16 protein-coding genes are annotated in these 14,400 nt (G+C 58.7%); 7 read left to right on the top strand and 9 right to left on the bottom strand.

Features of this window, described 5'->3' with window-relative positions:
* Nucleotides 1-85: 85 nt before the first annotated feature.
* The 4 genes from N7578_RS06300 (at nt 86) to N7578_RS06285 (ending at nt 2,069) form a co-directional block, all read left to right on the top strand.
* Nucleotides 86-337, top strand: coding sequence for a GlsB/YeaQ/YmgE family stress response membrane protein (locus tag N7578_RS06300; protein ID WP_311109430.1), 252 nt, complete (start codon nt 86-88; stop codon nt 335-337).
* A gap of 13 nt (nt 338-350) precedes the next feature.
* Nucleotides 351-770: a DUF3597 domain-containing protein gene (locus tag N7578_RS06295; protein ID WP_311109429.1), complete on the top strand. Its 420-nt coding sequence runs from the start codon at nt 351-353 to the stop codon at nt 768-770.
* Nucleotides 771-849: 79 nt separating this feature from the next.
* Nucleotides 850-1,038 (top strand): hypothetical protein, encoded by a 189-nt coding sequence (locus N7578_RS06290; protein WP_311109428.1) that lies wholly within the window; start codon nt 850-852, stop codon nt 1,036-1,038.
* 77 nt (nt 1,039-1,115) lie between these two features.
* Nucleotides 1,116-2,069: an asparaginase gene (locus N7578_RS06285; protein WP_311109427.1), complete on the top strand. Its 954-nt coding sequence runs from the start codon at nt 1,116-1,118 to the stop codon at nt 2,067-2,069.
* Between the two features lie 62 nt (nt 2,070-2,131).
* On the opposite strand, the gene cydX is transcribed toward N7578_RS06285, so the two are convergent.
* The 7 genes from cydX to N7578_RS06250 all read right to left on the bottom strand — a co-directional run bounded on the left by cydX (nt 2,132) and on the right by N7578_RS06250 (nt 9,461).
* Entirely contained in the window at nt 2,132-2,254 is a 123-nt protein-coding gene (gene cydX / locus N7578_RS06280) for a cytochrome bd-I oxidase subunit CydX (protein ID WP_311109426.1), read from the bottom strand.
* A 78-nt stretch (nt 2,255-2,332) separates the two neighbouring features.
* The gene (gene cydB / locus N7578_RS06275) at nt 2,333-3,490 is read right to left on the bottom strand and encodes a cytochrome d ubiquinol oxidase subunit II (protein ID WP_311109425.1); all 1,158 of its coding nucleotides are present in this window, start codon (nt 3,488-3,490) and stop codon (nt 2,333-2,335) included.
* A 6-nt stretch (nt 3,491-3,496) separates the two neighbouring features.
* Nucleotides 3,497-5,074, bottom strand: coding sequence for a cytochrome ubiquinol oxidase subunit I (locus N7578_RS06270; RefSeq protein ID WP_311109424.1), 1,578 nt, complete (start codon nt 5,072-5,074; stop codon nt 3,497-3,499).
* 76 nt (nt 5,075-5,150) lie between these two features.
* Entirely contained in the window at nt 5,151-6,842 is a 1,692-nt protein-coding gene (gene cydC, locus N7578_RS06265) for a thiol reductant ABC exporter subunit CydC (protein ID WP_311109423.1), read from the bottom strand.
* Entirely contained in the window at nt 6,842-8,635 is a 1,794-nt protein-coding gene (gene cydD / locus N7578_RS06260) for a thiol reductant ABC exporter subunit CydD (RefSeq protein ID WP_311109422.1), read from the bottom strand. The genes cydC and cydD overlap by 1 nt, the downstream gene beginning before the upstream one ends.
* Nucleotides 8,632-9,162, bottom strand: a complete 531-nt coding sequence (locus N7578_RS06255; protein WP_311110071.1) for a GbsR/MarR family transcriptional regulator — start codon at nt 9,160-9,162, stop codon at nt 8,632-8,634. The genes cydD and N7578_RS06255 overlap by 4 nt, the downstream gene beginning before the upstream one ends.
* A 44-nt stretch (nt 9,163-9,206) precedes the next feature.
* Nucleotides 9,207-9,461 (bottom strand): hypothetical protein, encoded by a 255-nt coding sequence (locus N7578_RS06250; RefSeq protein ID WP_311109421.1) that lies wholly within the window; start codon nt 9,459-9,461, stop codon nt 9,207-9,209.
* Between the two features lie 163 nt (nt 9,462-9,624).
* On the opposite strand from N7578_RS06250, the gene N7578_RS06245 reads away from it, so the two are divergent.
* Together N7578_RS06245 and N7578_RS06240 are read left to right on the top strand one after the other, a co-directional pair.
* Complete coding sequence (locus tag N7578_RS06245; protein ID WP_311109420.1) at nt 9,625-10,380, top strand: SDR family oxidoreductase; 756 nt, start codon at nt 9,625-9,627, stop codon at nt 10,378-10,380.
* Between the two features lie 84 nt (nt 10,381-10,464).
* Nucleotides 10,465-11,361, top strand: coding sequence for an NAD(P)-dependent oxidoreductase (locus N7578_RS06240; RefSeq protein WP_311109419.1), 897 nt, complete (start codon nt 10,465-10,467; stop codon nt 11,359-11,361).
* Nucleotides 11,362-11,383: 22 nt separating this feature from the next.
* Here the strand turns inward: N7578_RS06240 and N7578_RS06235 are convergent, their stop codons facing one another.
* On the bottom strand, nt 11,384-12,544 hold the full coding sequence (locus N7578_RS06235; protein WP_311109418.1) for an iron-containing alcohol dehydrogenase: 1,161 nt from the start codon (nt 12,542-12,544) through the stop codon (nt 11,384-11,386).
* 242 nt (nt 12,545-12,786) lie between these two features.
* Here N7578_RS06235 and N7578_RS06230 point away from each other — a divergent pair, with 242 nt between their 5' ends.
* Complete coding sequence (locus N7578_RS06230; RefSeq protein ID WP_311109417.1) at nt 12,787-13,776, top strand: aldose 1-epimerase; 990 nt, start codon at nt 12,787-12,789, stop codon at nt 13,774-13,776.
* Nucleotides 13,777-13,800: 24 nt separating this feature from the next.
* Here N7578_RS06230 and N7578_RS06225 read toward each other — a convergent pair whose 3' ends face one another.
* On the bottom strand, nt 13,801-14,262 hold the full coding sequence (locus N7578_RS06225; RefSeq protein WP_311109416.1) for an Lrp/AsnC family transcriptional regulator: 462 nt from the start codon (nt 14,260-14,262) through the stop codon (nt 13,801-13,803).
* Between the last annotated feature and the right edge of the window lie 138 nt (nt 14,263-14,400).

Raw genomic sequence — 14,400 nt, 5'->3', positions numbered from 1 at the left:
GGGTCCGTTCTTCAAGGCGGGGGAAGGCTTGCGTACAAAAAACCTGTCCAGCTCAACGGATCGCGTCAAAACAGGAGAGGCTTTTATGGAAGATGCACAGGTTGGCTGGATTGCAGCCATCATCATCGGCGGCGTCGCGGGATGGCTTGCCGAACAGTTCATGAAAAGCAACATGGGTGTATTCATGAACATCATTCTCGGCATCGTCGGTGCGATTGTCGCGAATTTTCTGCTCGGACTGGTGGGCGTCTCGCTTGGCGGGTGGCTCGGATACCTTGTCGCCGGTTTCATCGGGGCATGCATACTGATTGCTGTCGGGCGCGCAGTTCGCCGCTAATGGGGAGATTGAAATGAGCTTTTTCGACAAAATCAAAAATGCGATATTTGGAAAGGCCGAAGCCGCCACGGAAACGGCTGCTCCGGTGTCCTCACCAGCACCTTCTGCCTCTACGTCTGCCGCTCCCGCGCCTGCGGCTCCTGCTACACCCGCAGCGCCTGCTGCCCCGGCGGGTACCGTCGACGTCGGTGCCATTCTGGACGCAGCCGTGAAGGAAAACGGTCAGAAGCTCGACTGGAAGCACTCCATCGTCGACCTCCTGAAGGCGCTCGACCTCGATAGCAGCCTCACCGCCCGCAAGGAGCTGGCGGCCGAACTCGGTTACACGGGTGACACCTCGGATTCCGCCGCGATGAACATCTGGCTGCACAAGGCCGTCATCAAAAAACTGTCTGAAAACGGCGGCAAGCTTCCTGCCGACTTGCTTGATTGAGATATCGGAGGCCAGGAGTAAAACCCTGGCCTTTTCACATGGCCTGCAGGCGCGGCCATGTCCCTCAAGGAGAACACAGATGGACGACTATTCAAGACTGCGCGAACAGATCGGCAGCGATCTCGACACCCTTCACAAGACCGAAAATCCGAAATCGATCTTTGAGATAGCCGACGACTACCTCTTGGGAAATCCTCATCTGAAACGGGCAGTCGTCGAAGACATCATCAAAGAAGAAGCCGACAGGCGCGGTATCTCCATCCACTGAGGATAACACTACCCCGGGTAGTGGACCATCTTGTGAACGTGCTATAAGCGCCATAGTTCAACAAGATGAGGTTTTTAGTGACCGAGACGCATTCAAGACCGCTCGTGAGCGTGATTGCCACCGGCGGCACCATTGCAAGCAAACGCGGCGAAGATGGAGCATTCAAACCCGCGTTGACGGGTGACGATCTTCTTTCCGTTCTGCCTGACGTCAATGCGCGTCTCCGCACCATCAATCTCATGTCAAAAGACTCTTCCAGCCTGACCTTTACCGACATGCAGGCGATCAGTGATGCGGTGAAGACGGAGCTCGGCAATGCCGATGTAGCGGGCATCGTGGTGATGCACGGCACAGACACGATGGAAGAGAGCGCACTTCTCGTTCAGTTACAGAACCATATCGGCAAGCCGGTGATTTTCACCGGCGCGCAGTTCGCCGCCGATCACGCGGAAACGGATGGCCCGGCTAACCTCCACCACGCGATTACCCTTGCAGCGGATGCGAGCAATGCGACGATCGGGGTTTTGATCGCGTTTGGCGGCAGGACCGTACCGGTGTGGGGCGCATACAAGTTCAGCAGCGACAAGGCCGATGCATTCCGCAATTCAAGGACGGAAACAACCGGAGCAAGCCTCAACCTGCCCGGCCGGATCGACGCTGTGAGAGTTGATATGATCGCGCTCTATCCGGGCTGTGATGCGATGCAGATCGAGGCAAGCGTAAAAGCGGGCGCACGCGGCATTGTGCTTCAGGCGCTGGGATCGGGCAACGCGAACAGCACGATCGTCGCCGCAGTTCGGGAATGCACGGCCAAAGACCTGCCGGTCATCATTTCCAGCCGCGTACCCGATGGCGCGCTTTCCCCGAGTTATGGGGGCGGCGGCGGCGGACACGATCTGGCCGTAGCGGGTGCCATTCATTCCCGCACTCTGCGGCCCGGCCAGGCGCGCATTCTGCTCGCCGCACTTCTGGCCACGGGCGCCGATGCCGGCACCATGAACCACGCGTTCGGCAATTCCATCTCCGGATAACCGACGTAAAAAAGGCGGCTCCGATATCGGAAGCCGCCTCTGTTTTACTTTCGAAAACACCGTTATTTTTGCAGGCCATCCTTAGCCTTTGCGGCATTTTCCTCCATCAGTTCATACCACATGGCGTTCATGACGGCGAAGATGGCGGCGAGAGGCAGGCCGAGCAGCCAGGCGAAATACCACATGTTCGATCTCCTTGTTTGATCATTATTGGCTGGCGCTATTCCGGACGAAAAAAGCGCTGCACACATTTCCAGAATCGCTCAGTACGCGTGGCCGCTTTCGTCGCGGATCGCCTTTTCATCCACCTTGCCCCACAGAACGCGGTAGACCCAGGTGGTGTAGGCAACGATCATCGGAACGAAGATCACCGCGACCACCAGCATGATGAACAGCGTCATATGGCTGGACGACGCGTCCCAGACAGTGAGGCTCGACTTCGGATCAACCGACGACGGCAGGATGAAGGGAAACATCGACAGACCGACGGTGGAAATGATGCCGAATATCGCGAGCGAACTACCAAGGAGGGCCAGAACCGACTTCTGCAGGCGAATGAAGACAAAAGCAATCAGAGGCAGGACAAGGCCAAGCGCCGGTGCGATCATCATCCAGGGATAGTTGGCATAGTTCTGGAACCACACGCCGCTTGCCACTTCGACCGTCTTGCCAAGCGGATTGGAAGGACCGCTGGTGACGATTTCAGACGTGAAGCGATAACCGTCGACACCGAACCAGAGGAAGACACCGCCCAGCGCGAAAAGCACCGTCGTTGCAAGTGCCGCAACACTACCGATGCCACGGGCGCGCTCGGCAATGACGCCTTCCGTCTTGAGCATCAGCCACGCCGCGCCGTGCATAAGAAGCATGGCAACGGAAACAAGGCCGCACAGAATGGCGTAAGGGTTCAGAAGCTCGAACAGGGTCGTGCCATCGTAGAAGATCCGTAGATCATCGTTGAAGTGGAATGGCACGCCCTGAAGCACGTTGCCGACTGCAACACCGAAGATCAGCGCCGGAACGAAACCGCCGACAAACAGCGCCCAATCCCAGCTGGCCCGCCAAGTCGTGCTCTCGCGCTTGGAGCGATATTTGAAACCCACCGGCCGCAGGATGAGCGCAAACAGAATTGCAAACATCGCCAGATAAAAGCCCGAGAAGGAAACGGCATAGAGCGGTGGCCATGCGGCAAAGATCGCCCCACCGCCGAGGATCAGCCACACCTGATTGCCCTCCCAGGTCGGGCCTATGGAGTTGATGACGACGCGACGTTCGATATCGGTTTTCGCGACGAAGGGCAGCAGCGCTCCCGCCCCGAGATCGAAACCACCGGTAACGGCGAAGCCGATCAGCAACACGCCAAGCAGCAACCACCAGATGAGACGAAGAATTTCATAATCGATGAGTTCGTGCAGGATCATGGTCGTTTACTCCGCAGCGGCGAGTTTTTCGGGAACGAGCGGCGCTTCCGGCTCCCTGTCCGGATCGGGGCCCTTGCGGATCGCCTTCAGCATCAGTCCCATCTCCACGATGAACAGAACCGTGTAGATGGCGATGAAACACAGAAGCGTAATCAGAACCGTCGTGGCGCTGAGGCTGGAAACAGCCGCAGCCGTGGGCAGCACACCTTCGATGATCCACGGCTGGCGGCCGAATTCCGCGACGATCCAGCCCATTTCCGCCGCCACCCATGGCAGGGGAATGGCGAATACGGCGACCTTGAGCAGGATAGGATAGTGATCCAGCCTACGACGCGCAGAGAGATAGAAGAACGTTGCCGTCAGGAGAATGAAGAAGATGCCGAGGCCGACCATGATGCGAAACGACCAGAACAACGTCGGGACGTGCGGGATGGTGTCGGCTGCCGCCTTGGCAATCTGCTCTTCGGTCGCCTGCCGTGGATCGTCGACATAACGCTTCAGGAGCAGCGCGTAACCAAGCTCATGCCCCAGTTCCGAGAAGGTGCCACGCACTTCATCCGGCAACTGCGCCCCATTACCGGCGGTGCGGATCTGCATCAATGCATCGTAAGCCTTGATACCATCGCGAATGCGGGTTTCGGCCTGCTTGACGAGATCGTTGATACCGGGAATTTCCGTATCAAGCGAGCGTGTGCCGATAAGCCCCATGACCCAGGGAATGTGAACGGCATAATGGGTTTCGCGTGCTTCCTGATCGGGAAAGCCGATAGCGGTGAAGGGAGCAGGTGCCGGTTCGGTTTCCCACATCGCTTCGATTGACGCGAGCTTCATCTTCTGGTGCTCGGTGGAAAGATAACCGCTTTCGTCACCCAGCACGACGACAGATAACGCGGAAGCAAGACCGAAAGAAGCCGCAACAGTCATCGAACGCTTGGCGAGATCGACATGGCGGCCCTTCAGCACATACCAGGCGGAAACGCCGAGAACGAAGATCGCAGCGGTGACGTAGCCCGCCGAAACGGTATGAACGAACTTTGCCTGTGCGACCGGATTGAACAGAACCTCGAAGAAGTCCGTCACTTGCATCCGCATGGTCTGTGGATTGAAGGCCGACCCGACCGGGTTCTGCATCCAGCCATTGGCAATCAGGATCCAGAGCGCGGAGAAATTGGACCCGAGCGCCACACACCATGTCGCGACCAGATGACCGACCTTGGAAAGCTTGTCCCAGCCGAAAAAGAAGAGGCCGACGAACGTGGCTTCCAGAAAGAACGCCATCATGCCTTCGATGGCTAGCGGCGCGCCGAAAATGTCACCCACGTAGTGGCTATAGTAACTCCAGTTCATGCCGAACTGGAATTCCATCACGATACCCGTGGAAACGCCAAGCACGAAATTGATGCCGAACAGCGTTCCCCAGAACTTGGTCATCTGCCGCCAGATCACCCGGCCGGTCATGACATAGACCGTCTCCATGATGGCAATCACCACCGACAGACCAAGCGTCAGGGGAACGAACAAGAAATGATATAAGGCAGTAACTGCGAATTGCAGGCGCGACAGCGCCACGATGTCGAGTTCCATATTTTTACCCCACCTTTTTCTTCAAAAAAGGTCAGCCTCCTGTTTCAGAAAACAGCACCGACCCTGAAAAAATCGCTCAGTCCGGCCGCAACGTCTGCAATGTTACGTCGTACTGCGGGGTGCCGCTTTGACATTCATCAAATGACCTCCCCTCTTTCAGCATCAGGATACGATCGGCAAATTCGGCCTCGCGGCGATTGTGCGTTACCATGACGACGGTTTTCCCAACCGCCTGCGCAAACAGCCGATCCAGCACATCACGCGCCATCTCGCCATCCAGCCCTTCCGTCACCTCGTCCAGAAGCCAGAGGGGCTTTTCCCGGAGCAGAAACCGGGCAAGCACCACCCTGCGGGACTGACCGCCGGACAATCCCTGCCCCCCCTCACCCAGCCGGGTGTCCAGTCCCTCGGGCAAACTCCTGACATGCGTTGCGAGGCCCGCGGCTTCGAGCACGCTCCACAGTTCCGCGTCGGTTGCATCCGGTTTGGCAAGGCGTAGATTGTCGCGAAGGCTATCGCGGAACAGTTCGTTCCGCTGCGTCAGAAGGCAGGAGGGAAGCGCGCCGACGCTGCCAGTCTCTGGCGCCAGTTCCCCGGCAAGTAGGTTGAGAAGGCTGGTTTTTCCGGCGCCACTCGGTCCGACAATAGCGATCTTTTCACCGACCCGGACTCTCAGATCGATGCCATCCAGCACAGGGCGCTGATTTCCGCCGCGTGTCAGCCGCACATCATGAAGCTCAACCGCCATTCCGGGTGCCGGTTTCGCGGGACGGGATGCAGCATCGGCGTCAGACAGGCGTGGCGCAACGCGCCGGGCGGCAAACAGCGTCCTGCCCAACTCCATCGCGCCGCGCCGCAGCGCGGCAAAAGGCTCAAGCGCCGCGAAACAGACCAGCAGTCCCAGGGCGGCGGCAGGGGCATCGATGACGCCATGTTCAGCAAGCCAGGCCATGCCCAGAAGCGTTGCCGCCAGCAGAAAGGCAGAGCTGATCCCGAATGAAAAACCGGCAGCGGTTTCAATGCGGTTCAACCGGTCATCACAGGTGTTCAGATAATCGTCTGCCTTACGCGCGGCGACGATCTGCGCCGGCAGACGTCCCGTGGTGAGAAACTCCGCCTGCCCATTGACGAGATCGGCGGTTCGCGCCCGCAGAGCCTCAAGACCATGCGCCCGGCGACGCGCGGTTTTTTCCGCCTTCAACGCGGCTCCAAGCGGTATACCCAACCCCACGAGCAGCAGAAATACCCCCGCGCCCAGCCCGGCGAGCGGATGCAGCAGGCTCATTCCTAACCCCGTCGCCAAGGCAGCCAGAATTGCCACGACGCCGGGAACCAGAACACGCAGATACAGAGAATCCAGTGCATCGATGTCGGCCGTCAGGCGGTTCAACAGACGAACCGGCCGTGCCTCAAGGCTTCTTGCCGCCAGCGGCATGGCCCAGCCGCGAAACAGTTTTTCCCTGAGCGCCGCCAGAACCGAGAGCGTCGCATCATGTGTCGTCATGCGCTCGCCGTATCGCGCAGCGGTGCGGGAAAGTGCGAGCAGGCGGATCGCGGCGGATGGCGCGAACACATCGAAGGCATAGGCCGTGACAGGCGCGAGACCGGCAATCGCCGTGGCAGTGATAAACCAGCCGGATACACCGAGCAGCCCGATGCCCGCCATAACAGTCGTTGCGGCGAGAGCTGCACCCGCACACAGCATCGTCCGGCGCGACGACCAGAACAACGCGGATACAGGTTTCAATACGCCAAGACGCGAGATCATCAGGGTTTCTCCCCTTGCGTTATGGCGGCCAGATCGACTACCCGGTCCATGCGAGCGGCCAGAACCGGATCATGCGTCGCAACGATCACCGTCCTGCCTTTTGCAAGTCTGAGAAGATTTTCCGTGATGCTTTCGGCCGTCCGCCGATCCAGATGCGCAGTAGGCTCATCCGCCAACAGTACCTTCGTCGCCGGGTTTGCGACGGCCCGCGCTATGGCGAGCCTGACAGCTTCGCCGCCTGAAATGCCATATCCACCGTCCCCGACGGAACAGTGCTGTCGCGCATCCGCCAGATCAGCCAGCCCGGTTTCGAACAAGGCACCCTCGACTTCGCTTTGGCCGATGTCGGAGCGGCCGAAACGGACATTGGCTTTCAAGGAACCTGCAAGGAAAAACGGCTTCTGGCTGATCCAGCCAATCGTGCTACGCAACGTACTGGCTGTTTCGGCATCCAGCGCGACGCCGCCGATTTTTATGCTGCCCGCATCAGCAGCGGCGAAACCGGCAATCAGGGAAAGCAAGGTCGATTTCCCACAGCCGGATGGCCCCAGCAACGCTATTGTTTCACCTTCACGAACGGACAGGCTGAAACTTCGAATAACCTGCGACGCGTCCGGATAGGCGAAAGAGAGCCCATCAATCTCCAGCATAAAACCAGAAGGCACGGATCTTGAGGGAACGTCCGTGCCGCTACCGACGATGACAACCGCATCGCCCTTGAGTTGGCGCAGCGCATCCATTGCTGCCTCACCCGCGGCGCGGTCGTGCCACACGCCGGAAAGCTCACGCATCGGTTCGAAGAAAGCAGGCGCAAGAAGCAGGATGAAAAGACCTTCCGAAAGCGTCAGGCGCTGCCCCCACGCTCCGAACTCCAGAAATCCGAGCAGGTGGAAACCCACATAGACCGCCGTCATAGCAACGCCAAGCGCAGCGAAGAGCTCAAGCACCGCCGAGGAGAGAAACGCGATCCTCAGTACGGCCATCGTCCGCTTCTTGAGGTTTTCCGCATCGTCACGCAGCCGCCGTGCAGTCAGGTCGACGGCGCCAAGCGCGCGGATCGTCTGCAATCCGCGCAGGCGGTCCAGCAGAAAGGCATTCATGTTGCCGGTTTCCGCCAGCTGCTTTTCGCTTGCCGCCTTGGCCTGCCAGCCGATCAGCGCCATGAAAAGCGGGATCGTTGGCATCGCAAGCAGCAGAACCAGTGCGGCAATCCACGAGAATGGCAGGATCGCAACAAAGAAGACGAGCGGCACCACCGTTGCCTTCATCCGCGCCGGAAGATATCGCGACAGATAAGGCACCAACGCCTCGGCACTTTCGGCAATCACACTCGCCGCCTCACCGGAGGCGGTACGGGATGCGTCGAGGGGCGATACCTGCGCCATTGCTTCCAGCGCTTCCGCCCGCTGTCTGGACAGCTCACGGCGAGCGGCGCGAAACGACAGGCGCGAGGCGACCTTTTCCAACCATGCCCTGAGCACCCCGAGAAACAGAACGGTGAGGGCAGCTGGCAATATCGCTCTCATCGACGCGCCATCGGCAATCATGCCAACGGAAAATGCCAGCAGGCCTGCCTGCGGCAACCAGATCAGGGCAGCCCCAGCGTGCAGAAGGGCAATTGACCTGTCCGCGCCGCGCGCGGGTTTCCTTTTCCGCCCGGTGTCGGCCGGTACACCGGCACTGGCTGCTGCCAACGTTTCCTGAAACTCGTGCGAGGCGCTTGCGGCATCCCGTCCAAGAGGCTTGGCATCACCCATAATGGCTGACGGCGACACAGGCGTGGAAATCGTCATTTCGTTCCTTTGTCCTTCTTGCCGCGCGGTTTCGCCAGCGAAACGATCCTGTCCTTGGTCTCCAGCAGTTTGGTGACCTTCGCCCCCAATGCCAGCAGGGATGCCAGCCTCTCCGTCTCCAGCTTCTTCACATCGTCGTACCAGCCTGTAAGCTGCTCGATCAGAACCTTCATGTCGTCGATACGCTTTTGCACGTGCCGTTCGTTCTCGCTTTCCGGCGTCGTCATGAGAATTTCGCGCAAGACGCTAAGCGTGGGATCAATTTCACGCTTCTTGCGCTCTTCGGCAAGTATACGAAGGATGTGCCAGACGTCTTCGGGCGTTGTGAAGAAATCGCGCCGGTCGCCCGGCAGATGCTTGAGAATTGCCAGGTTCCATCCCTGCAACTCTTTGAGGCTCATCGAGACATTCGATCGGGAAATACCGAGCGCTTCGACGATATCATCTGCACAAAGCGGCTCCGGCGAAAGGTAAAGGAGCGCATAAACCTGACCGACAGTTCGGTTTATGCCCCAGCGACTGCCCATTTCGCCGAAATGCAGGACAAATGACTGGACGATAGGTGAGAGGTTTACGGACACGCGGCAATTCCCGAACTTTCAGTAATTTCTGAAATTTCGGTATTACAAAAATCAACTCGCATCAAATCACCTTTTTGAACTGCGTCAAAAGGTGCCAGCCCGATAAAAGAAGATTGGCACAGCCCTCGGCGCGCCAACAATTGCGCAAAACACTTGCACGCAAACTCTGAGAAACCAATAATGATACCGATATCATTATTGGTTTTCTCACCCAATGAGCGCTGTCGGCCGAGCCCATGCAGCAACACATTGTCCAAACCCGTAGACCGACGATAGCATTGCTGAAATGTCCGCAAACCTACCCACATGGACATTTAACGACGAAAAATCTGGGCTTTGACCTTGACAAATACCTCGCATGCAGATGAATGTTACCGATAACAAGTAGTGGAATATGCGGAGGAAATCGTGAGCCTTAAATTGTTCGACCTGTCGGGCCGTCGCGCCCTGATTACGGGCTCGTCGCAGGGTATCGGCCTTGCCTTGGCGAAGGGACTGGCGGACGCAGGTGCCGAAGTGGTTCTCAACGGCCGTGACGAAACAAAGCTCCAAGCTGCTGCCGATACCATCAAAGGCGCAAAGACGTTGGCCTTCGACGCCACTGACCACGTGGCTGTTAGGGAAGCGATCGACCGCTTCGAAGCCGAAGTCGGCCCGATCGACATTCTCGTCAACAATGCCGGCATGCAGCACCGTACGCCGCTTGAAGACTTTCCCGCAGATGCCTTCGAACGCCTGCTGCAAACCAACATCGCATCGGTTTTCCACGCGGGTCAGGCCGCCGCACGCCATATGATCAGCCGCGGACATGGCAAGATCATCAATATCGCCAGCGTTCAGACTGCCCTGGCGCGTCCCGGCATCGCCCCTTACACCGCGACAAAGGGTGCAGTCGGCAACCTGACAAAGGGCATGGCAACCGATTGGGCGAAATACGGCCTGCAGTGTAATGCCATCGCGCCGGGTTACTTCGACACGCCGCTCAATGCCGCGCTGGTGGCAGACCCGGCCTTCACCGGCTGGCTTGAAAAGCGCACACCAGCAGGACGCTGGGGCAAGGTCGACGAACTTGTCGGCGCCTGCATCTTCCTGTCCTCGGATGCATCGACATTCGTCAACGGACATATCCTGTTCGTGGACGGTGGCATCAGCATTTCGCTCTGAAACCGGATATCTCCATCGCGCACGCTGATCCAGCACCGTGCGGCAACACATCAATCATGATGCTTTTGGGAGGAGGCCATCGCGATGACGACAGAAACCAGCAAGGTTGCCCTGATCGGCGCGGGTGCCATGGGCGGAGCCATCGGTACACGACTGGTGGAAACCGGCAATCACCTGACGGTCTTCGATCTTGATATTGAAAAGGTTGCAGCCCTAACGGCGCTTGGCGCGCACGCGGCACGAACGGCAGCAGATGCAGCCGCCGCCGCGGATTGCGTCATTCTCAGCCTCAATTCGCCAAAAATCGTTCGCATCGCGGTGTTTGGCGAGAACGGTGTCGCAGCAGGTGCAAAGCCCGGTACGCTTATCATCGACATGTCTTCCATAGACCCGGAAGCAACGAAGGAGCTGGCTGCCGAGGCCGCGACCAGAGGGCTTCGATGGGTGGACAGCCCACTTTCCGGCGGCGCACCGAAAGCGCTGACCGGCCAGCTCACCTTGATGGCTGGCGGCACTGAAACCGACGTTGCCGATGCCCATCGCGTCTTGCAGCACGTCGCAAGCAACTACACCCACATGGGTCCGAGCGGTGCAGGCCAGACGACAAAGCTTATCAATCAAGTCCTGTGCGGACTGAACTTCCTTGCCGTGGCGGAGGCGACACAACTCGCGCTCGACGCTGGTGTCGATGCAGGCAAAATCCCAAAGGCACTGAAAGGCGGCCGCGCCGATAGTGCCATTCTTCAGGAATACATGACGCGCTTCGTCACGAAGGATTATCGCCGCACCGGACGGATCGACAACATGGTCAAGGACCTGAACGGCGCACAGGATCTTGCAAGACGCACGAACACGGCCATGCCGCTAACGGCGGTTTGCGCGGAAGTGCACCGCATGCTGACGGCAGCCGGTCTGGGCGGCGAGGATCAGGCAGCACTGATGGAATTTTTCAGCGGCGCAAAACGGCAGTTTCCGCAGTAATCCATTCAGGTCATCGCTCGGCTCAGAACGCTTCCCGGTAAAGAGCCAACGCATCCTCCTCACTGACATCGACCGGGTTGTTCACCAGCAGGCGGGTCTGTTTCATCGCCTCGGCAGCAAGCATGGCAAGGCTATTGTCCGTCACGCCGACGTCGCGCAGGCGACGCGGTGCACCGCTCTCGTCCATCAACCACTGCATGTGCGCAACGAAACGATCCGCGCGCGTCGTCGCATCCCCGTCGCCCGCGACACCAAGGACTTCGGCAAGCTCGGCATAAAGCGGGGCTGCCGTCTTCGCGTTGAAACGCAGCACCGGCCCGAGCATCAGCGCGTTGGAGAGGCCGTGCGGAACATGGTAGTGACCGCCAAGCGGATAAGCGAGCGCATGCACGGCGGCGACAGGAGCGTTGGAAAATGCCTGGCCTGCCAATGTCGCACCAAGCAGCATGTTTTCACGGGCGGCACGGTTCTGCCCGTCCTTGCAGGCCGTGACGAGATGAGCGCCCAGAAGCCGGAGAGCCTCACGCGCCAACGCATCGGAAAGAGGATTTTTCCGGTGCCTGCTGGTGTAGGCTTCGATGGCGTGAACCATCGCATCAATTCCCGTGGCGGCAGTATGTACCGCCGGCAGCCCGACTGTCAGCTCCGCATCCAGAAGAACGAAATCGGCGTAGAGCTGGCGCGACACGACGCCCATTTTGGTGGTTTCACCGGTGGTGATGATCGAGATGTTCGTGACCTCGGAGCCCGTTCCGGCTGTTGTCGGCACAAGAACCAACGGCAGACGCTCGCCCTGAACCTTGCCGATACCGTACATCTCCGTGAGCGGCTGGCTGGCGACCAGAAGCACGGCCACCAGTTTCGCGATATCGAGCGACGATCCGCCGCCAAGCCCGATGACGATATCGACACCGGCCTGCCGCGCCTCCTCCACACAGCCGTAGACGATATGCTCAGGTGGATCGGCAACCACCTTGTCGAATATCGCAACCTCGAAGCCGGTTCTTTTCAGGTTTTCGACGATGGGAGCGATCAACCCAGCTTTCACCAGTCCGGCATCCGTGACGAGCAACACCTTCCGCTGCCGGAAATGGCTGGACATCAGTTCGCCGAGCCGTTGCGCTCCACCCCACGCGAGTTCCATCGCCGGTACAGTCCGAAATTCGAACGGATTGATTGTCATGCCTTCTCCTCCATCTGGCCTCTCCTGCTTAACGCCGCTACCACGACCCGCGCAAGATAGTGCAGATGTCGCAGAGCTTCAGTCTGGGCCGTCACAAAGCTAGGATCACCCGCTGCGGAAAGGCTTGCCGTTGGCGGCTGACTAAAGCAAAACTCACGTTCCGATGTGTCAGCGGCTTCCAGCGATTCCGTTGCCGGAAATGTCTGTCATCGGATCGCCTGCAGTCGAAGGAAGACACCCGAATGAATGCCGCTACAGAAAACGCGAAGATCCCCGGCCTGCATGTTTCGGGAGACGGTTTTCGGGCGGAAATCGCCTTGCAGGGAGCAACGCTGCTGAACTGGCAGCCCGTAATGCCGGATGGCACGGCGCTGCAAAGTATTGTCGATGGTTATGCGACGCCGGAAGAACTGCAATCGCAAAACGGCGTCAGAAATGGCATCCTCGCACCCTTCACCAACCGCATCCCGGAAGGCCGTTTTGAGTTCACGCATCGGCATCATTCGATCAGGCCCGTACTCGACCATGAGGCGCTCGTGTTTCACGGCTTTGCCCGAGCTTTACCTTTCACGCTGATCCGGTCATCTACCGAAGACAAGGCCAGTGTGCTGATGCTGCGGGCAGATATCTCGCCGACCGATTTCGCCGGATACCCCTACGCCCTCACAATCGAGGTCGAGTATCGCTTGCATCGGTACCATGTCGATATCGACGTCCGGGGCATCAACAACGGCCCGGCCCCGCTGCCCTTCGCGGCAGGCTGGCATCCATATTTCTGCCTGCCGGGTGTGACCTCAATCGATACGCTCGAACTGACGATCCCGTCGCGAACGGTTGTGGCGACCGATGAACGGCTTATTCCTTTGCAGAACTCCGACGGGCATATCGTCAAACGCGACGACCCGTCGTTTCTGACCGCAGCCATGTTGGAAAACCATGTACTGGACCAGTGCTTTACCGACCTGCGGGCCTCGGCGAATGGCCGTTATGAAACGAGGCTCGATGATCGGCAGAGCGGATCCAGCCTCACGGTATGGCAGGAGCGTGGACTGATGCACGTCTTCACGGGCGACACGCTTGCACGCGACCGCAGAAAATCCATCGCCCTGGAGCCGGTGGAAGTCCCCACCAATGCATTCAACCTGCCGGAACTCACCGAAGCGATCACCCTGCAGCCGGGCCAGACACGCAGTTTCAAGTTCGGTTTTCGCTTCGAGGCCGGGCATCGATGAGATGACCGCGAGAAAATCTTGCGGTCAGATATGAATTGTCGGCAAAGCCGTCGATAGCTTGACCGTCTCCATCGAGATATAGGCGGACATGTCGTAAAGTTCGACGCGACGGATGATCTGCTTGTAGATCGTGTCGTAATATTCGACGTTCGGCAAAACCAGTTTGAGAATGTAATCGAAATTCCCGGTCAGCCTGTGCACCTCCACGATCTCGGGGATGGTGCTGACGGCAGCATGGAATCGCTCGAGCCAGTCTTCCCCATGCAACCCGGTTCTGACCAACAGGAAAACCGTTGTTGGAAGGTTGACCTTTTTCCTGTCCAGCAATGCCATGGTTCCCGTTACGTAGCCCTCTGCCCGTAGACGGGTAAGCCGCCGTGAGCAGGCGGACGGGGATAGGGAAACCTGCTCGGCAACATCGGCAAGCGGCGTTTCGGCATTCTGCTGGAGAATCGCAAGGATGCGGCGGTCACGATCATCAATCATACCTCCATGATGCGCCATAAACCTGCATGTCGCAAGATTTTTGCGTCATTATCCGCCTTTATGCATTTCATGTGCGATATTTCTCTGCAAAGCCTGTGACAACGCGTGAAACCCGCGTTCAACGCGTGGCATCATGTT

It is taken from the genome of Agrobacterium tumefaciens (assembly GCF_031801495.1).
Taxonomy (GTDB): domain Bacteria; phylum Pseudomonadota; class Alphaproteobacteria; order Rhizobiales; family Rhizobiaceae; genus Agrobacterium; species Agrobacterium tumefaciens_K.
This window is presented reverse-complemented; position numbering and strand designations above follow the sequence as displayed.